Consider the following 17,461-nt stretch of genomic DNA (forward strand, 5'->3'; position numbering starts at 1 on the left):
GTCCGCGTGTTGCCGCGGGGAAAGCATCAACGAAGGCGCCGTACCTCGCTGATGTCGGTCAGGGCGATCGGCATCACCATGTAGCCGCTGCCGATGCGGCGGCGTACGCGGATATGCCCCTCATCGATCTCGAGCAGCTCGCCGTTGCGGGCGCGACCGTCGGCGAGGGTGATCTGCAGGTTGCGGCCGATGTGGTCGCCCAGTGCGTTCAACGCGATCACCGGGTCCCGCGCCGAATGCGGGTGGCGGGCAGAATCGGATGGCAGGGCCGGCGTGGCGTTCCATCCTGCGTTCGGTGTCGCGGCGAGCCTCCCGGGGCGTGGCGTGACCTGGCGCAGGTCGACGCGCCCAAAGGGCCGGCCGGCCACGCTCAGGCTGGATTCGACCTGCCGTAGCCACTGCGTCGGGGAGTCGAGGCCGGCCCAGAGCAGGGCGGGGTTGTCGATCGGACCGATGCGCACGGAGTAACCTCGAGGCTCCTGGATGAAGTGGCCATAGGCCTCGATCATCAGCGGCCCCGGCTGCAGGCCGAGGGGTTCCCAGGCTTCGACCCAGGCCGCCTGGTGGTGCTTGAGGTAGTCCCGGTGCTCCATGTCCATCTCGGCCGCACAGAGCTCCATCAGGGCGGGATAGTACCCGCGGTCCTCGTAATCCACGGTCATGGATTGCAATGAGGTGGCCATCAGGGCGGGCGCGAGGTCACGGGCCCGATTCGAGGCGGCCTGGATGTTGAAATGCGCGGTGGATGTGCCCAGACCCAGGGGACCCATGCCAAAGGTGCTGTGCACGGTCAGGCGGTTCTGGTCCTCCTCGAGATGGTAGCGGATGCTCATGTCCAGCGGGATGTCGCGATAGCCGAGGGCAGCCAGCAGGTCGTCCGCAGGGGCCGCGTGGTAGGCGCCGCAGCCGGCGGTGTCCAGCCACAGGGCCGGGATGCCGTCCTGCGCGCCGGTGGCGAGGCCGGGCGGTAGGGTCAGGCCGTTGACCGCAAAGCCCAGTTGCCGGGGCAGACGGCGGGCATCCAGGGTGTGGCGCAGCCGGAGGAGCTGCCACAGGTTGCCGGTTTCCAGGGTGATGCGATCGGCCCGCATGCGGCCGATCGCCGTATTGCGCGGCTCGAACAGGAGCCGGTTGACGTGCAGATCGCCGCCCAGGCCGACAGTCACCCCGGCGTAGTGCAGTGTGCCGAGCGGCTCCAGCATCTGCGCCATATCGTCGAGCTTCTGTTCGACCTGGCGGATTTCGTAGTGGTAGTAGCCGATACCCGCGGCGACCACGGCAAGGCCGCCCACGATCCATTTCCCTGGCATGTTCTCCCCCTGCGGTTGCTTGTTCGGGCTCGTGACAGCCGGCCCGACAGCGGGACTGCCCTGTCCCGCGATAACAAGATAGCCGCTGCCGGCACATTCCGCACCTGTAAACAAGGCGGGCGGGCCTGTCTGGGGTACACGTGACAACGTGCTCCGGGCTTGGGCATTAGCCGCAATGGGCGGTTTGACCCGGATGCAGGTGTGCGTCGATGGTGGAGTGATGCGAGGTCCGGTGAACATTCGAGAACGAGAGGATGCGCTGGCGGAGCGATCGGGTGCGGGGGCATTGCGGCTCGGACATAGGTGCTCTGTTCGACGCATCGCGTCCTGGCTCGCGGCGGGCGTCGTCGTCACGCTGATCGTGACCAGTGGTTGCGTGCCGTCGGGGGAGGAGGATCAACCGTCAGAGGCCGATGAGGCGTCGGTGCTCGCGCCGCTGGACATTGGTGAGGAGTCTGTTCGGACGGTGGAGGGCACCACGCTCCTTGGCATTGAAGATCTGCCCGGCGATATCCAGGTGGACGAGCAGAACGCCTTCGGAGCAACGAATCGGTTTCGGGAGGCCCACGCATCCCCGGACAATGCCTGGGTGGCGGTGGTTACCAGCGGTGCCGCTCACAGCGGCGGCTGGTTGGTAAGAGTGGACAGCGGCGAGGCGAGCCCCGCGGCGTTTCAGTACGGGGGCCGCGTCACGATCGGCCCCTGGAGCGACGATGGGCGCCATGTGGTGTTCGCGCAGGAAGGGCCTGCCGGGGACCGCACGCTGACGGTCGTGGATCGCGAATCGCTGGGTGACTCGGTGGAAGCGAACACGATCCCGGTGCGTGCCCCCGAGCATGAGGGCCGCGAGCCAGAGCATCGAGACTACGAGGTGGTCGAGTGGGTCGACGGGAAGCTGGTATTTCGCCTGGGCGAGGAGAGGTGGGTGTTTGATCCAGCCGGTAAGTCGGTTATGCCGGACTGACCATCAGGGGCGCGGGCCCCTGTCGCATGGTACGGGCGGATCGAGTGGCTGGGTCAGGCGCGGTCGGCGCGAACGCCCGGGTGGGCGTGTCGGTGGTAGTTCGCTCGATCCGGGATCACGTTGCGGATGCCGCCACGGGGGTCTTCCACGTCGCCCTCGTAGCGGGGCAGCAGGATTACGTGCAGGTGATCGATGCTCCGCCCGGCCATGCGGCCGTCGTTGTTGCCGACGGTGTAGGCATCGGGTGGATTGCCCAGAAAAGGGAGTTCCAGCACGCCTTCGATATGGTCCTTTGGGCGCTCGCTCAGGTCCTCGCGGACCAGCATGCTGCGGTACAGGCTGGCCAGGTCGGTTGACTCGATCACCTGGCGTACGCCATGGATGGCGTCGAAGTAGTCCGACTGTTCGGTCTCGTTGAGTTCGAAAAGGGAAACCACATGCCGCCGCGGGATGACGAGGGCGTGCCCCGGGTTGACCGGGTTGGTGTCGAACAGGGCGACGAACGAGCGGTTCTCGTAGATGAGGGGATCGGCCAGTCCGGCCGCGACGCGGCAGAAGTAACAATCCTTGATGGGTGTGGCACTGGTCATCGAAACGCCTGGTTGATCGGTTTGTTTTGTAAGTCAACGATCTTACGGGATTTTCACCTATTCGTTCGCCTGCGGCCGATGAAGTTCACCTCACGGGTATGCCCCGGTCCAGGGTCTGTAAGGTGCCGAACACACGCGTGTTTGCACCCATCGTGCTTGACGACCTGCAAGTCACCACGTAAGTTCCCTAGCATTGTAAGGGGTTTTTGCGGTCCTTCCTTCGAGCCGTCCTGCGGCCAGACCCACCATCCCCCGATACGTTTGTCGAGGCTGTACGCCCCGCGCCAGCGGTGGCCGCGCGCCTCGACGGTCGCGCGGATGCGCGACGGCAGCACAAACCGGATGCCCGGATTCGCGCCGGGCGGCCGTGTCGCGTCGACAGCCTGCTTGTCGGCCGCCGCGGGTGCCCGACGCCCCGGATGTTTTGTGTCACGACGTATCGAAGGGGGAGTCCATGTCCATGCCATTTTTCGGCCTCGTATTTGCGCTGCTGTGCGGCGTTGCTGCGCTGGCCTATGGTCTGTTTTCCATCCGCTGGGTGCTCTCGAAGTCGGAGGGGAGCCAGGAGATGCAGCGCATTGCCCGGGCCGTGCAGGAAGGCGCATCGGCCTACATGAAGCGGCAGTACACGACCATTGCAGTGGTCGGGGTGGTTCTGTTCATCGGGTTGTGGCTGGTGATCGGCGTGGGCTCCGCGATCGGGTTCCTGATCGGTGCAGTGCTTTCGGGTGCGGCGGGCTTTATTGGCATGCATGTGGCGGTACGGGCCAACGTGCGAACTGCGGCGGCCGCGAAGTCGGGGCTGGAAGCGGCGATGGACGTGGCCTTCCGCGGGGGCGCGGTGACCGGCCTGCTGGTGGTCGGGCTCGGGCTGCTGGGGGTGGCAGGCTATTTTGCCGTGCTCTGGTGGCTTGCACCGGAGGGTGGCGAGGTCGGGCTTTCGCCGCTGGTGGGGCTGGCACTGGGCGGCTCGCTGATCTCGATTTTCGCGCGTGTCGGCGGTGGCATCTTCACCAAGGGCGCGGATGTCGGAGCGGACCTGGTGGGCAAGGTCGAGGCGGGCATCCCCGAGGATGATCCCCGCAACCCGGCCGTGATCGCGGACAACGTGGGCGACAACGTCGGGGACTGTGCCGGGATGGCCGCAGACCTGTTCGAGACCTACGCGGTGACCATCATCGCGACGATGATACTGGGGACCCTCCTGATCCCCGAGCTGGGCCTGATGGCCTCGGTGTATCCGCTGGTGCTGGGCGGCGGGGCGATCCTGGCCTCGATCATCGGTACCTTCGCGGTGAAGGCGCGGCAGGGTTCCGAGATCATCAAGGGACTCTACAAGGGCCTGATGGTCTCCGGCGGGCTCGCCGCGGTGGCCTTCCTGCCGATTACGCTGGTGCTGGTGCCGGACAACGCGCTGGCCACCAGCATGGGCATCGAGAGTGGCGCGGCGATGAGACTGTATGGCGCGGCGCTGGTGGGCCTGGTGCTGACCGGGGTGATCATGGTCGCTACCGACTATTACACCTCCACGGTGTTCCGCCCGGTCCGCCATCTGGCCGAGGCCTCGACCACCGGCCACGCGACCAACATCATCGCCGGTTTGGCGTTGTCGATGAAGGCGACCACCGCGCCGGTGCTGGCGGTCTGCGCGGCGATCCTGGTGGCCTATGCCTTTGGCGGCCTGTACGGCATCGCCATCGCCGCGACCACGATGCTGTCGATGACCGGGATCATCGTGGCGATGGACGCCTACGGGCCGATTACGGACAACGCAGGCGGCATCGCGGAGATGGCCGATCTGCCCTCCGAGGTGCGCGAGACCACCGATGCGCTGGACGCGGTGGGCAACACGACCAAGGCGGTTACCAAGGGTTATGCGATCGGCTCGGCCGGGCTTGCGGCCCTGGTGCTGTTCGCCGACTACACCCACGAGCTGGTGCGCCACACGGGCGGTGTACACAACTTCGAGCTCAGTAACCCGAATGTCATCGTGGGCCTGTTCATCGGGGGGCTGGTCCCGTTCCTGTTCGCGGCGATGACCATGGAGTCCGTGGGCCGGGCGGCCTCGGGCATCGTGAACGAGGTGCGGCGCCAGTTCCGCGAGATCAGCGGGATCATGGAGGGCACCACCAAGCCGGATTACACCCGTGCCGTGGACATGCTCACCGGCGCGGCGATCCGCGAGATGATCCTGCCCTCGCTGCTGCCGGTGCTGGTACCGGTACTGGTGGGTGTGTTCCTCGGTACCGAGGCGCTGGGCGGGCTGCTGATCGGAACGATCGTGACCGGCCTGTTTGTGGCGATCTCCCAGACCGCCGGTGGCGGGGCGTGGGATAACGCGAAGAAGTACATTGAAGATGGACACCATGGTGGAAAGGGCTCCGAGGCCCACCACGCGGCGGTCACCGGCGACACGGTGGGCGACCCGTACAAGGACACCTCGGGCCCTGCGATCAATCCGCTGATCAAGGTCATCAACATCATGGCGCTGCTGCTGGTGCCCGTCCTGTAGGGCCCGCGAAACGCAAGGAGAACCGAGATGCCGACAATCCGACTGCAAATGGCCCCGGATCTGGAGCTGAACATGGAGCTGGACGTCGAGGGGGTCGACTGCGACAGCCGCGACTGGGACGTGCAGCAGCACAAGGCCGAGATCTACGCCGAGTTCGAGCGCCGACTCAAGGCCGCGTTTCCCGAGGGCTTCAAGATCCATACCTTCGAGTTCGGCCTGGCCTGCAAGCCGCGCTAACGGGGCGGGAGGGCACGCACGTCAGTGTGTTCTCCCGAACCGAAGGTGGTCTTTGGGGGCACGCGAGTGCCGTGTTCCCCCTGACACCATGCACAAGAGCCGACTCGGAAACATCGTGATCGACTGCCGGACGGAGGATCTGGCCGCCGAGGCGCGTTTTTGGGCCAGCGCACTGGGCTATCCGATGCCCGAGGACTTCGATGCGGCCAGCGGCTTTATCCAGCTCGTCACGCCGCCCGGGGAAGTGCAGGTCATCATCCAGCGCGTGGATCACAATCCGCGCGCACACCTGGATATCGACTCCGACTCGGTCGAGGCGGAGGTCGCGCGTTTGCAGAGTCTGGGCGCAACCGTGGTGGCGCGCCATGCAGAGTGGGTGGTGATGCAGGCGCTGAGGGAGACACTGACTGAGTGGCGCATTCGCGCTCGAGTCGCTTTTGCGTGCGAACAAGGCGCGGTGACTGCCGTGCAGTCATTCTGCACAAGGGAACCGCAACGCCGTGCGCGCGCAAAAGCGGCCGAGCCCCTCCGGGGTTGGCACCCCAGGTACCCCGATCCGGCGTTGCGCCGCTTGCGGGTAGAACCACTACCCGCTGCACGGCGCGCCTGGTCTCGGAAAACCTGGGGTACCAACGCGAATGCGCCACTCAGTCAGTGTCTCCCTAATGGGCATCGTTTTTGTGTCGGCAGTCCCTATCGGGGCGGCTTCGAGCAGGGAGCCAACACGTGGGAGTAAGGTCAGAGTAGTAGGCCCCGGCCCTTGCGGGAGATACGCGATGGCGACCATTCGGCACAAACTCGTTCCGCACCTGTGGTTCGAGCGTCAGGCCAGGGAGGCGGCCGAGTTCTACGCCTCGGTCTTCGAGAACTCGTGGGTCGAGAGCTCGGTCACCCTGGAAGACACCCCGTCCGGTTCGGTGGAGGTCGTCACCTTCTTCGTGCTGGGGCAGGAGTTCCAGGCCATCAGTGCAGGTCCGCTGGTCCCGTTCAACGAGTCGATCTCGTTCATGGTCAAGTGCGATACGCAGCAGGAGATCGACTACTACTGGGACAAGCTGACGGCCGATGGCGGGCAGGAGGTGGAATGCGGCTGGTTGAGGGACAAGTTCGGCCTGTCCTGGCAGATCGTCCCCGCGGTGCTGGACGAGATGATGCAGCCCGGTGATCCCGCGGCGCTGGCCCGGATCACGCAGGCGTTCCTGAAGATGAAGAAGTTCGACATCGCGGCCCTGGTTCGAGCCTTTGAGGGCCGGTGAAATGGACGCCTGCGGGCCCAGCATGGCCGAGGTGCTGCACCTGACCGTATCCATCGCGCGCACTCCCGCAGATGTCTATGCCTTTGCCTCCGATCCGAGAAATCTCCCGTTATGGGCCGAGGGGCTCGCGCGTTCGGAGGTTCGACAGGAGGGGGATGCGTGGGTCGTGGAAGGGCCCGTTGGGAGGGTGACGGTACGGTTTGCGGCGCCCAACGATCTCGGTGTGATGGATCACGATGTCGAGCTCCCCTCGGGCGTGATCGTTCACAACCCCATGCGTGTCCTGCCGAACGGCGAGGGGAGCGAGCTGGTGTTCAGCCTTTTCCGGCAGCCGGGGATGTCCGACGAGCAGTTTGATTCGGACCGGTGCGCGGTGGAGAAGGACCTGGACCAATTGAAGGTGCTGCTGGAAGGAAACCCGGCCCTCCCTATTCGGGATTCAACCACCGGGTAAACCAGTCCGTGGCCAGATCGGCCGCTTGCTCCAGGGTGCCCGGTTCCTCGAACAGGTGAGTGGCGCCCGGGATGATCGCTACCCTGCAGGTGGCCTGCATGCGGGACTGCGCCTGGCGGTTGAGCTCGATCACCATGGTGTCGTCGCCCCCGACAATCAGCAGGGTGGGTGACGCCACCCGCGGCAGGGCCTCGCCCGCCAGATCCGGGCGGCCGCCGCGGGAGACGACGGCGCGGATGGTATCGGGGGCCGCCGCGGCCGCCTGTAATGCCGCCGCCGCCCCGGTGCTGGCGCCAAACAGGCCCATCGGGAGCCCTGCGAGTCGGGGTTGCGAAGCGGCCCATTCGCAGGCCTGTACGAGCCGACGGGCCAGCAGCGGGATGTCGAACCGGTTCTCGTAGGTGCGATCCTCCGTCTCGGTCAGGAGGTCGAACATCAGCGTGGCGAGATCGGCCGCCTGCAGCACGTGGGCCACCTGGTGGTTGCGCGGGCTGAGGCGGCTGCTGCCGCTTCCATGCGCGAACACAACCAGCCCGGCCGGGGTCTCCGGCAGGCCGAGGATCCCCTGATGCGGACGCCCGTCCAGGGCGAGGGTCACATCGTGTTGCTCAGCGCGAGACATCGGATTTGCGCGAGCGGTGGGCGGTGGCCAGGAGGTCGATCACCTCGTCGTCCGAGGTCTGTTCGAAGGATTCGTAATAGGACCCGACCGAGCCCCGGTAGTACACCGGGCGGTCCAGGGTTACCACGTGGTTGACCTCGGTCTCGAGCAGCTCCGCCGTGTCGGCCGGGGCCACGGGGATCGCGACGACGATCTGGCTGGGGTGGCGTTGCCGGGCGTCGCGGATGGCTGCGCGCATGGTCAGGCCGGTGGCAATGCCATCATCGACGATGATCGCCAGTCTGCCAGCGACGTCCGGGGCGGGCGTGGTGCAGTACAGTTCGCGTCGTCGCCGGGCCTCGGCGCGTTCGCGGGCCTCGGCCCGCTCCAGCCATTCCGGGTCGATGCGCTCCTCCTCGCGGGGGTTGCAGACGCGCTCGCCGTGTTCCGGGACCGCACAGATTGCGTATTCGGGGTGAAACGGGTGGCCGATCTTGCGCGGGATCAGCAGATCCAGCGGCATATCCAGGTGCCGCGCGACCTCGGCCCCGAGCGGGACGCCGCCGCGCGGCAGGGCATACACCACGCCGGATTGACCGCGGAAGCGGTTTAGCGCTTGCGCCAGCCGCCGGCCGGCGTCGGTACGGTCCCGAAAACGCATGGGCCCTCCGGTCAGTACGCAGTTGAACTGTCCTGGAGTGTAGGCCCGAGAGGGCAGGAAAACGGGCGGGTCTGAGCAAAATAGGAGGCCTCGGCCGGTGCCCTTAACCCCATAGCGGTGTTCGGCCTAGCGGATCTCGAGACTGTGGTAGCGAATCACGCGATCGAGTTCGCCGGGGTGCAGTTCCAGGCCGTAGTCCAGGCGCAGGCGTTCGATCGGTTCCACACGGTGGCTGGGCGGCGGGTCCATCTGCTGGATGAACTGGCCGACGTCCTCGACGACCGCCCAGGGATAGAGCAGCCAGTGCCACTCGCGGACGGTGTGGCTGCGGAAGTCCGCCGGACAGGTGGTCGTGGTCTTCTCGTGCAGCACGGCGGTACGCACGGCCTTGGGCTTGAAGGTCTCCAGATGCGGGCGTGCCGCGGCCAGGGTATCGCCGCTGTCGTTGACGTCGTCCACCAGCAGGACGCGTTCACCGCGGACATCACCACTCAGCGGCACCGTCACGGCCGCGGCCTGCTTCTTGCGGGCGCCGGAGGTGTAGTGCTCCACCTTGAGGCTCAGCAGCTTGTGCACCTGCAGGAAGTCGCACAGGAATCGCGCCGGCATGAAGCCACCACGGGCAATGGCGACGATCGTGTCCGGCCGGAAGCCGCTGTCCAGGATCTGGCGGGCGAGGCGGTCCGCGGCGTCGACCACCGCGTCCACACTGATCAGTTGTACCGGCATCTTGCGGGCTTCAGACATCGCGGGCGCTCTCCATCGCGGCTTCAGCAAGGATGTTATCGGCCGGCCAGAAAGAGCAAGCGTGCGATGAAGGCGATGGTCAGGATGATCCATCCGATGGGATAGGGCAGTACGCCGGTAAAGAATGCGGCCAGGCTGGCGATCAGCAGGAGGCCCAGGATGAGTAACGGGGTGTCCATACCGGTAGGATTGGGAGATGCGGCGTTGGTTCGCAGAAAGGGCCCTTGCGGGCCCGAGATCGGAACGACTGGCCTTGGCGCCGGACGATTGAGAGAGGCTTGATGACTCAGACTAGCGACAATCCCGCACGCTCCCTGGAGATCGGCACGGTGAGCCTGCCCGAAGGCGGAACGATCGGGATGACGCTTTGCCCCGGCAAGTGCGAGCCGGAGGCGCCCGGTGGTCAGCGGGACCTGGCGGCGGATCTGGCAGCGATCCGGGACTGGGGAGCGACGGCCTTGGTCACGCTGAACCAGGGGCATGAACTGGACAAGCTGGGTGTGCCCGAGCTGGGCGAGGCCGTGTGTGCGGCGGGGATGGCGTGGCTGCACCTGCCGATCGGTGACATGGCGGCGCCGGATCGCCCCTGGGAGCTGCGCTGGCGCGAAGTCGGCCCCGAGGTACACCGTCGGCTGCGTGCGGGCGAAGGGGTGATTTTTCACTGCGGTGGCGGGTTTGGTCGTGCAGGGACGATTGCGGCCTTGACGCTGATCGAACGGGGCCTCGCGCCGGAGGAGGCCATCGCAATGGTGCGCGGGGCGCGCCCCGGCGCGATCGAGAGCCCGGACCAGCAGCGTTATTTGTTGAGCCTGTCCGCTACCGGGGTCTAACGATCCGGGCGCGGACCCTCCTGATCGATGCCTTTTCCCGGTGACTTCTGCAGCTCCGCTTCCACGTTGTCGATGATCTCGCGGCTCAGGGTCTGGATCAGTGGTTTGGCCGCCTGGCGGACGGTCTCTTCGAGCAGCGGATTGTCGAGCTCGTACTCCAGACGCAGGTGGATCGTCGTGCCGTTTTGCGCGGGTGTCAGGTGATAGGTGCCGCGATTCTGCACGCCGGTCAGCGATTGCCAGGAAAAGCGCTCCGGTGGTTCCGTTTCTGTGATCTCGACATCGAAACTCAGGGGAATGCCGGCGATGCGGACGACCCATCGGTAGCGGGCCTCCCCGACGCGCGCTATCGTTTCGATGGCCTCGCTGTAATGGACGAACTCCTCGACCCGCGTAATCAGGGCGAATACATCGGGTTGGTCCGCGCGGATGTGTGCCTGGTGTTCGATCGTGGGCATGATCAGAGACGGGGTTCGGAGGACTTCGAGTATGCAGGGAGGCAACCCGGTATGCACCACGTGCCCTGTTCCGGGGCGTAGCGGTCGCAAGGCCCTTTCCGGGAGCCACCTCGCGTGAAGGTGCTCGTGATCCTGGGCCACCCGCGTACCGACAGCCTGTGCGGCGCGCTGGCCGAGGCCTACCGTGACGGGGCCCGATCCTCCGGGGCGGAAGTGCGCTCCCTGGAGCTGGCGAATCTCGAGTTCGACCCGCACGTTCACACGCCTTCGCCGAATCAGCAGCCGCTGGAAGACGATCTGGACGCGGCGCGCGAACTGGTCGCCTGGGCCGATCATCTCGTATTCGTCTTTCCCACCTGGTGGGGCACCATGCCAGCGCTGCTCAAGGGCTTTCTCGATCGCGTGATGACGCCCGAGTTTGCCTTTCGCAGCTGCGAGGGCGGCACCGGATACGAGGGGCTGCTGCAGGGACGCTCCGCACAGCTGATTACCACGATGGATACCCCGGTACTGATCCATCAGTTGTTGTATCGCCAGCCGGGGATCAACGCGATGGCGCGCGCGACCCTGGGCTTTTGCGGCATCCGCCCGGTGCGCTCGCTGATGCTGGGTTCGGTACGCGAGGCCGATGACCGCCAGCGCGAGGCGTGGCTCGAGCGCGCACGACAGGAAGGGCTGCGCCTGGAGCATGGCCGCGAGAGCCTGCGCGAACGGGCGGCCTTCAAGCTGGGGGGCTGGCTGCAGGCACTGCGCCTGCAGTTCTACCCGATGACCTTCGTGGCCTACACCGCAGGGGCCCTGGCGGCGGCCCCGGACGGCGGTGTGTCGCGCAATCCGGTTTTCTGGCTGGGTTATCTGTGCCTGTTCCTGCTCGAGGTGGCGACGGTCCTGGTCAATGAACGGGTAGATTTCGGCTCCGATCGCCAGAACCGTTTCTACAGCGCCTTTACCGGCGGCTCGCGGGTGCTGGTGGAGGGGCGGCTGTCCCTGCGCGAGATCAACGCCGGTACGTCGGTGGCACTGGGGGGCTTCGCGGCGGCGTTTGCCGCGCTGCTCGCGGTCGCGCCCGGCGATGCCGGTCCCATGCTGTGGGTAACGGGCGTGCTGGCGGTGCTCGCGATCGGGTATACGGCGCCGCCCCTGAAGCTCAGCTATCGCGGGCTCGGGGAGGTGGATGTCGCGCTGACCCACAGCCTGGGCGTGTTGCTGTGCGGGTACGTGTTCCTCGCGGGGGACTGGACGGACCCCTTGCCCTGGTGGCTGAGCCTGCCGTTGTTTCTGGCGATCATCCCGTCGATTACGCTGTCTGGTATCCCCGATCGCGAGGCGGACGCGGCTGTGGCCAAACGGACCCTGGCGGTGCGGCTGGGAAATGGTGGTGCGCTCGGTGTGGCGCTGGTGTTCACCGGTCTGGCGGCGGTTGCGGGAACGGCATTCCACCTGACCGGTTGGGCTCAGGGGGCCTATGCAGGCATTGCCTATTTCGTGGTGCCGCATGCGGCCTGGCTGATATGGATGTTGTGGCGCGAGCGTCAGCGCGGGGCACCGGGCGGGCGTATCGACGGCTTGATGGCGGTATCGCTAGCCTATGTGCTTTGGTTTGGTCTGGTGCCGCTGGTAAATCTTGCCGCGGCTTGAGTGACGGGATGCCGACCTCCGGCGGATTCGGGGCCCGGACGGCACGGTATGGAGGGACTGAGCGATGTTTGGACGGCTTTTAGCGGGTATTGCGGTCTTGGGCATGCTGTCGGTGCCGGCGGTGGCCGATCACCGCGAGGCCTTCCATATCGCGGGCGACCGGGACGAGGCGCCGTACGGGTACATCAATCGCGATGGGCGCTTCGCGGGCCACTATGTCCAGTTGATGCAGGAGGCCTTTGCCCACTTGTGGGTGCCACTGCGCCACGAGCCCTACGAATGGGAGGAGGCGCAGCGGCTGGTGAAGGAGGGCAAGGCCGACGCGATCATTACCACCATGACGCCGGAGCGCGAGGAGTATCTGATCGCGAGCGAGGTCGCCCTGGCGGAACCGGAATGGGTGGCCTTCGTGCGCGAGGACCACCCCGAGCGCGACGAATTGCTGGCCAAGGAACGGCTGGAGGACTTTACTGGATACCGCGTACTGGACTACGCCGGGAACGGCTGGGGCAAGGCCAACCTGGAGGGTCTGGACGTGCAGCGCGAGGGCACGCTGTCGGAGAATCTGCGACGTCTGGCGGCCGGCGAGGGGGACGTGCTGATCAACATGAGTGAGGTGACGGAACACACGATCCGGGAGTTGAAGCGGGCCTATCCCGACGAGGCGGATGCACTGGGTCGGCTGGTGGCCTCCTCGAACGTGCTGGACGTGACCTCGATGCATCTGCTGGTACGCAAGGACTCGCCGCATGCGCACCTGGTGCCACGCATCGACAAGGTCCTGCGGGAGCTGGGGATCTGACCCCTGCGCTGGAGAGACGTTAGTCCTGCGGGTCAATCGCGGGGACAGGCCGGTCCTCGTCCCGCCAGTCGAACAGGATATGCAGGATCGGTTCGACCGCGGGGGGGTATTCCGTCAGGGGGCCGGGAACCAGGAGACCGCGGTGCGAGGCCTCCAGGATCTCGGGTTCGGGGTGTCCCTCCAGTGACAGGGAATCGATCGGCACGACCCCGTCTCCCAGTCCTTCGCTGGTGTCCTCCCACCACTCTTCGATGCGCGCGGGCAAGTCCTCGATGCCGAACTGCTCGCTCAGGGATCGCAGGCTGGCCTCCATCGCCGGGGTCGGCTCGGGTACCACGCCGCCGATGATTCGCACGGGAATGTCCTCTGGCCAGGGGCGCTGATTCAGGTCCGCCAGAAACTCGCTGTCGGGCCGCAGATCGATCTTGGCCGCGCCCGTGCCGTCGCGAAGACCGGCGAAAAGCGAAAAGCGTTGCTCACGTATGTCGGCCAGCCATTCGCGCACCTCGAGCCAGACGCGCAGGCGTGCCCAGTCGGAGCCCTGGTTCGGGGTGGCGACCAGGATTACGCCGGCAATGGGTGGCCCTTCGACCCGCGGAGCCTCGTCGATGGGGTGTCGCCAGCGGGTGACAAAGTCGCGGATCACCAGGCCGCCCATGCTGTGGCCCACCAGGATCACGGGCTGTTCGGCCTCCAGCGTCTCCCAGTACTCGGCCAGGAGGTCGGCGCTGTGATCAATCGCCTGATCGTTCGGGTAGCGAAACTCCCAGCCATTGATGCCGGCCGTGTCGAGGGCGGACGCCAGCGTGTCCCAGATATCGCCGGGCTCGTCGAGCCCGTGCAGCATCACGACTTCAGGGCGGGTGCTGTCGTCGAATACCGTGGATCGCGGGACAAAGCCGCGAAGCTCGTCGGGTAGCTCCATGACCTCCGGAAACCACTCGTGCAGGCGGTCCTGGACCTCCACACGCAACTCGCGCTCCTGCTCCGGGTGCTGCTCCGTCCATGTGACCCAGGCGATGAACGCGAGTAGCGGCAAGCCGAACAGGACGGCGGCAGCGTACAGGCGCTTGCGGGCGGGTCTTTGGCGGCGCGGTCTGTGGGTCATATCACTCAAGGAAACACTGATTAATGTACACGCTCGCGCTCGAGTCGCTTTTGCGTGCGAACAAGGCGCGGTGACCGCCGTGCAGTCATTCTGCACAAGGGAGCCGCAACGCCGTGCGCGCGCCCGTTTTTGATAACAACGAGCGGCCGAGCCCCTTCGTTTATTGAGTTGTGGGGTTGGTACCCCAGGTTCCCCGATCCTGCGTTGCGCCGCTTGCGGGTAGTACCTCTACCCGCTGCACGATGCGCCTTGCCTCGGCAAACCTGGGGTACCAACGCGAGTGTGTCCATTAGTCAGTGTTTCCTTAACAATTGAGCATGCGCGGGTGGATCGCAAGCCTGGCGCGGTGCTGGATGTGACAAGCGGGGCACGGGGTATGCGAGGCGTGATGTGTATCATGCCCCGTATGATTCTGTCGGAGTGTCCGCATGCGTAATTCGCCGCTCTTGTTGTTGCTGTTTCTGCCGTTCTTTCTCTCGGCCTGTGCCGGACTGGATGTCCGCGACTTCGGTTTGAACGGCGAGGGGAGTGGTGGTGACCGGGCGGAAGAGGCGGTCCGCGAGGCCCTTCGAGTCGGCACCGAACGAACCGTGGAACGGACGGGGCAGGAAGACGGCTACTGGGGCAACCAGGCCATACGGATCGGTCTGCCGCAGGAGTTGCGGCAGGCCGGGGATGTGCTGCGCAGCGCTGGCATGGGCAGCCAGGTGGATGATCTCGAGCGGCGCATGAACCGGGCCGCCGAGGCGGCCGCACGGGAGGCGGCCCCGGTGTTTGTGAGTGCGATTCGGGGCATGCAGCCGTCCGACGTGCACGCGGTACTGCGCGGTGATGACGATGCCGCGACCCAGTACCTGCGCGGTGCGTCCGAGTCGGATCTGCGCGAGCGCTATGCGCCCGTGGTGCGCGAGCATATGGAGGGTGCCGGGGTGTACCGGGTGTACCAGCCGCTGCGCGATGCAGCCAGCCGTATCCCCGGCCTGGCCGATCTGGATGTGGACCTGGATCGCTATGTGACCGACCACGCACTGGATGGTCTGTTTACCATTCTGGCGGACGAGGAACGTCGCATTCGCGAGGATCCGGCCGCGCGCACGACGCAGCTCCTGCGGGAGTACTTCGGGTCAAGCTAACCCAGGCGCCGAGCACAAACGGCCGGGCCCCGTGGCATTGCGCCTCGGGGCTTTTTTGTGGGTGAAGGGCCTTGCCGGCGTTGAACGAGGCGGCCCCAGGGAGTGAGTCGAAGCGACACGGGTCGGGGCGATGCATGTGTCTGAATGACCCACCTCTGGATGTGATTGGGACCCGTCCGATCACTGCATTCAGGTGCGGAAACCGCCTGGCGGCGCGGCATGCGGCATTCAGGCCATGTTGGCACGGAGGCTGCATCGCTACGGGTCAGACCGCGCGTTCATTGCGACGGGCTAACGCAATCCAACCAATCTGAAGAAGCAGGAGGCGCAGAATGGGACACAAGACCGGTACAACTTATTCGATCGCCCTGGCTCTCGGGCTCGCATTGGGTGGTGCGGGCACGGTGGCAGCGGATGATCCGCATGTGTTCGAGCAGGAATGGACCGATGATCCCGAAATGTCCGCCGAGGACGTCAGTGAAAGCGATCTGGAAAGCTTTCTGGCGGCCGCGGATGCGGCCCAGGACATCCGCGCGGAATACGCAGATGACATCGCGGAAGCAGAAGGCGAGGGGGCCCAGGAGCTGCGCGACGAGGCCAACGACGAGATGGTCGCCGCAATCGAGGATGAAGGGCTGACCGTCAAGGAATACCAGGAGATTGCTTACCTGATCGACAACGACAGCGATCTTGGTGAGCAATTCGCCGAGGTGGCGGGGGACTCGTAGCCTCCACAAGCACTACGCCTGCTATCTCCCAGGACCCCGGTGGGCGAACCGCCCACCGGGGTTTTCTACGCCCGGGCGCCGCTCGGCGTCGGCGGGTGGTCCGGGTCAACCTCCTCGATCAGCAGAAGGGACGGGATTTCGTCCGCGGTCAGGGGCCGGGCGAAGTAAAACCCCTGGATGCGGTCGAACCCGAGTTCCTCGCTCAGGCCGATCTGGTCCCGGGTCTCGATGCCCTCGGCAACGGTCTTCAGCCCGAGCGATCCGGCCAGCAGTGCGATGCCTCGTGCGAGGTCTTCGGCCGAGGGGTCGTGGCCGAGGCTGGATACAAGCTGGCGGTCGAGCTTCAGCGTATCGATCGGAAACCGATTGAGATAGGCGAGGGACGAATACCCGGTGCCGAAGTCGTCGATGGCGAGCTGTACCCCCAGGTGCTTCAGCGCCTCGAGGGCGGGTTCGGCGTCCTCGAGCGCGAGCACGGTCTCGGTGAGTTCGATGGTCAGGAGTTCGGGTGGCAGGTGGTGGCGCTTGAGCGCGGATGCGACGTCGTACGCGAGTTCGGGGCGAATGAAGTCGCGGGCGGAGAGATTGATCGCGGTGTACCAGGGTTCGCGGCCATGGACCTGCGCAAGGGTCTTCCACTCCTCGGTCTGTCGGCAGGCCTCGGCGATCACCTGCGCGCCGATGTCGTGTATCAGCGAGGAGTCCTCCGCCACGTCGAGAAAGTCCGCCGGCGTCAGCTCGCCGTGCGCCGGGTGCTGCCAGCGGATCAGCGCCTCGACCCCGACGAATCGATGCTGGCGGATCGAGTAGATCGGCTGGTAGCGCAGAAAGAACTCGTTGTGTTTCAGGCCCCGGCGGATATCGAATTCCTGACGCATGCGCCGCAGTTCCTCGGTGACCGGATGCAGCGCGGGAATGACCAGCCAGGCCATCAATTGCCCGATCCCGACGAAGAAGGCGGTGCGCGTCAGCCAGCGTTCGGTCTCCTGTGCGGTGGCGGCGGCGACGTCCACATAGGTCAGGGGCCCGGCCAGTACGCCGGCCACCAGTGCCACGACGAGGGCGGCGCCGGGCCCAAAGCGCGCGGCGGCAAACAGGATGGGCACGTAGTAGAAGTGCGGCACGATGCTGTCGGCGCCACCCGCCAGGTACGGGATCAACCAGGAGAGCAGCAGGCCTGCGAGGATGATCAGTGTCGCGGAGACAAAGGACATCCCGACCCAGGCGCGGAGCGTCGTTCGAGCCAGGTAGTCGGAATACCGGGTATTGCCTGCCAGGGGTTGAGCCGACTCGAACCTGGACATTGCGTGGCATCCTTTGGCCTTCCTGGCCGGCTTTGCACCCTGTTGCGGCAGGGCGGGTATGGCGGCGCGGTCACGGTCCTTTACCGGTTCGCGCCCGGGCCTTTACACGCAGCTATAAGTGGTTGTTC

General features: G+C 66.0%; 20 protein-coding genes. 11 read left to right on the forward strand and 9 right to left on the reverse strand.

The window, feature by feature from the left end; all coding sequences use genetic code 11:
- Window positions 1-26: 26 nt before the first annotated feature.
- Window positions 27-1,310: a hypothetical protein gene (locus tag G015_RS0109920; protein WP_038050180.1), complete on the reverse strand. Its 1,284-nt coding sequence runs from the start codon at window positions 1,308-1,310 to the stop codon at window positions 27-29.
- Between the two features lie 193 nt (window positions 1,311-1,503).
- Between G015_RS0109920 and G015_RS0109925 the strand changes: the two genes are divergently transcribed.
- Complete coding sequence (locus G015_RS0109925) at window positions 1,504-2,274, forward strand: hypothetical protein (protein WP_028490920.1); 771 nt, start codon at window positions 1,504-1,506, stop codon at window positions 2,272-2,274.
- Window positions 2,275-2,327: 53 nt separating this feature from the next.
- Here G015_RS0109925 and G015_RS0109930 read toward each other — a convergent pair whose 3' ends face one another.
- The gene (locus tag G015_RS0109930; RefSeq protein WP_018137792.1) at window positions 2,328-2,864 is read right to left on the reverse strand and encodes an HIT family protein; all 537 of its coding nucleotides are present in this window, start codon (window positions 2,862-2,864) and stop codon (window positions 2,328-2,330) included.
- A 454-nt stretch (window positions 2,865-3,318) separates the two neighbouring features.
- Between G015_RS0109930 and G015_RS0109935 the strand changes: the two genes are divergently transcribed.
- From G015_RS0109935 to G015_RS0109955, 5 genes are all read left to right on the forward strand, one after another.
- Window positions 3,319-5,376: a sodium-translocating pyrophosphatase gene (locus G015_RS0109935; protein ID WP_018137791.1), complete on the forward strand. Its 2,058-nt coding sequence runs from the start codon at window positions 3,319-3,321 to the stop codon at window positions 5,374-5,376.
- 48 nt (window positions 5,377-5,424) lie between these two features.
- The gene (locus G015_RS0109940) at window positions 5,425-5,613 is read left to right on the forward strand and encodes a hypothetical protein (protein ID WP_018137790.1); all 189 of its coding nucleotides are present in this window, start codon (window positions 5,425-5,427) and stop codon (window positions 5,611-5,613) included.
- A gap of 115 nt (window positions 5,614-5,728) precedes the next feature.
- Entirely contained in the window at window positions 5,729-6,349 is a 621-nt protein-coding gene (locus G015_RS0109945) for a VOC family protein (protein WP_018993821.1), read from the forward strand.
- A gap of 40 nt (window positions 6,350-6,389) precedes the next feature.
- Complete coding sequence (locus G015_RS0109950; protein ID WP_020146635.1) at window positions 6,390-6,869, forward strand: VOC family protein; 480 nt, start codon at window positions 6,390-6,392, stop codon at window positions 6,867-6,869.
- Between the two features lies 1 nt (window position 6,870).
- Window positions 6,871-7,323, forward strand: coding sequence for an SRPBCC family protein (locus G015_RS0109955; RefSeq protein WP_018137584.1), 453 nt, complete (start codon window positions 6,871-6,873; stop codon window positions 7,321-7,323).
- Here the strand turns inward: G015_RS0109955 and G015_RS0109960 are convergent.
- From G015_RS0109960 to G015_RS14330, 4 genes are all read right to left on the reverse strand, one after another.
- Window positions 7,298-7,945 (reverse strand): dienelactone hydrolase family protein, encoded by a 648-nt coding sequence (locus G015_RS0109960; RefSeq protein WP_020146636.1) that lies wholly within the window; start codon window positions 7,943-7,945, stop codon window positions 7,298-7,300. The genes G015_RS0109955 and G015_RS0109960 overlap by 26 nt on opposite strands.
- Window positions 7,932-8,585 (reverse strand): phosphoribosyltransferase, encoded by a 654-nt coding sequence (locus G015_RS0109965; RefSeq protein WP_018137586.1) that lies wholly within the window; start codon window positions 8,583-8,585, stop codon window positions 7,932-7,934. Before G015_RS0109965 ends, G015_RS0109960 begins: the two co-directional genes overlap by 14 nt.
- Before the next feature lie 126 nt (window positions 8,586-8,711).
- Entirely contained in the window at window positions 8,712-9,332 is a 621-nt protein-coding gene (locus tag G015_RS0109970; RefSeq protein WP_020146637.1) for a phosphoribosyltransferase, read from the reverse strand.
- Window positions 9,333-9,367: 35 nt separating this feature from the next.
- Entirely contained in the window at window positions 9,368-9,511 is a 144-nt protein-coding gene (locus G015_RS14330; protein WP_020146638.1) for a hypothetical protein, read from the reverse strand.
- A gap of 102 nt (window positions 9,512-9,613) precedes the next feature.
- Between G015_RS14330 and G015_RS0109980 the strand changes: the two genes are divergently transcribed.
- Window positions 9,614-10,162, forward strand: coding sequence for a cyclin-dependent kinase inhibitor 3 family protein (locus G015_RS0109980; RefSeq protein WP_020146639.1), 549 nt, complete (start codon window positions 9,614-9,616; stop codon window positions 10,160-10,162).
- Here G015_RS0109980 and G015_RS0109985 read toward each other — a convergent pair.
- Window positions 10,159-10,620: an SRPBCC family protein gene (locus G015_RS0109985; protein ID WP_018137590.1), complete on the reverse strand. Its 462-nt coding sequence runs from the start codon at window positions 10,618-10,620 to the stop codon at window positions 10,159-10,161. The genes G015_RS0109980 and G015_RS0109985 overlap by 4 nt on opposite strands.
- Before the next feature lie 114 nt (window positions 10,621-10,734).
- Here G015_RS0109985 and G015_RS0109990 point away from each other — a divergent pair, with 114 nt between their 5' ends.
- Window positions 10,735-12,258, forward strand: coding sequence for an NAD(P)H-dependent oxidoreductase (locus G015_RS0109990; RefSeq protein ID WP_018649457.1), 1,524 nt, complete (start codon window positions 10,735-10,737; stop codon window positions 12,256-12,258).
- A 103-nt stretch (window positions 12,259-12,361) separates the two neighbouring features.
- Window positions 12,362-13,060 (forward strand): transporter substrate-binding domain-containing protein, encoded by a 699-nt coding sequence (locus tag G015_RS0109995; RefSeq protein ID WP_019592585.1) that lies wholly within the window; start codon window positions 12,362-12,364, stop codon window positions 13,058-13,060.
- 19 nt (window positions 13,061-13,079) lie between these two features.
- Here G015_RS0109995 and G015_RS0110000 read toward each other — a convergent pair whose 3' ends face one another.
- Window positions 13,080-14,168: a lecithin--cholesterol acyltransferase gene (locus G015_RS0110000; protein WP_018137593.1), complete on the reverse strand. Its 1,089-nt coding sequence runs from the start codon at window positions 14,166-14,168 to the stop codon at window positions 13,080-13,082.
- A gap of 428 nt (window positions 14,169-14,596) precedes the next feature.
- On the opposite strand from G015_RS0110000, the gene G015_RS0110005 reads away from it, so the two are divergent.
- Together G015_RS0110005 and G015_RS0110010 are read left to right on the forward strand one after the other, a co-directional pair.
- Window positions 14,597-15,301 (forward strand): DUF4197 domain-containing protein, encoded by a 705-nt coding sequence (locus tag G015_RS0110005; protein WP_018139289.1) that lies wholly within the window; start codon window positions 14,597-14,599, stop codon window positions 15,299-15,301.
- A gap of 332 nt (window positions 15,302-15,633) precedes the next feature.
- Window positions 15,634-16,029 carry a DUF4168 domain-containing protein gene (locus G015_RS0110010; RefSeq protein ID WP_018174192.1) on the forward strand — a complete coding sequence of 132 codons (396 nt, stop codon included), beginning with the start codon at window positions 15,634-15,636 and terminating at the stop codon, window positions 16,027-16,029.
- Between the two features lie 65 nt (window positions 16,030-16,094).
- Here the strand turns inward: G015_RS0110010 and G015_RS0110015 are convergent, their stop codons facing one another.
- Window positions 16,095-17,333 (reverse strand): bifunctional diguanylate cyclase/phosphodiesterase, encoded by a 1,239-nt coding sequence (locus G015_RS0110015; protein ID WP_020146640.1) that lies wholly within the window; start codon window positions 17,331-17,333, stop codon window positions 16,095-16,097.
- Between the last annotated feature and the right edge of the window lie 128 nt (window positions 17,334-17,461).

Origin of the sequence: Thioalkalivibrio sp. ALJ15 (assembly GCF_000383695.1) — a bacterium.
GTDB lineage: Bacteria > Pseudomonadota > Gammaproteobacteria > Ectothiorhodospirales > Ectothiorhodospiraceae > Thioalkalivibrio.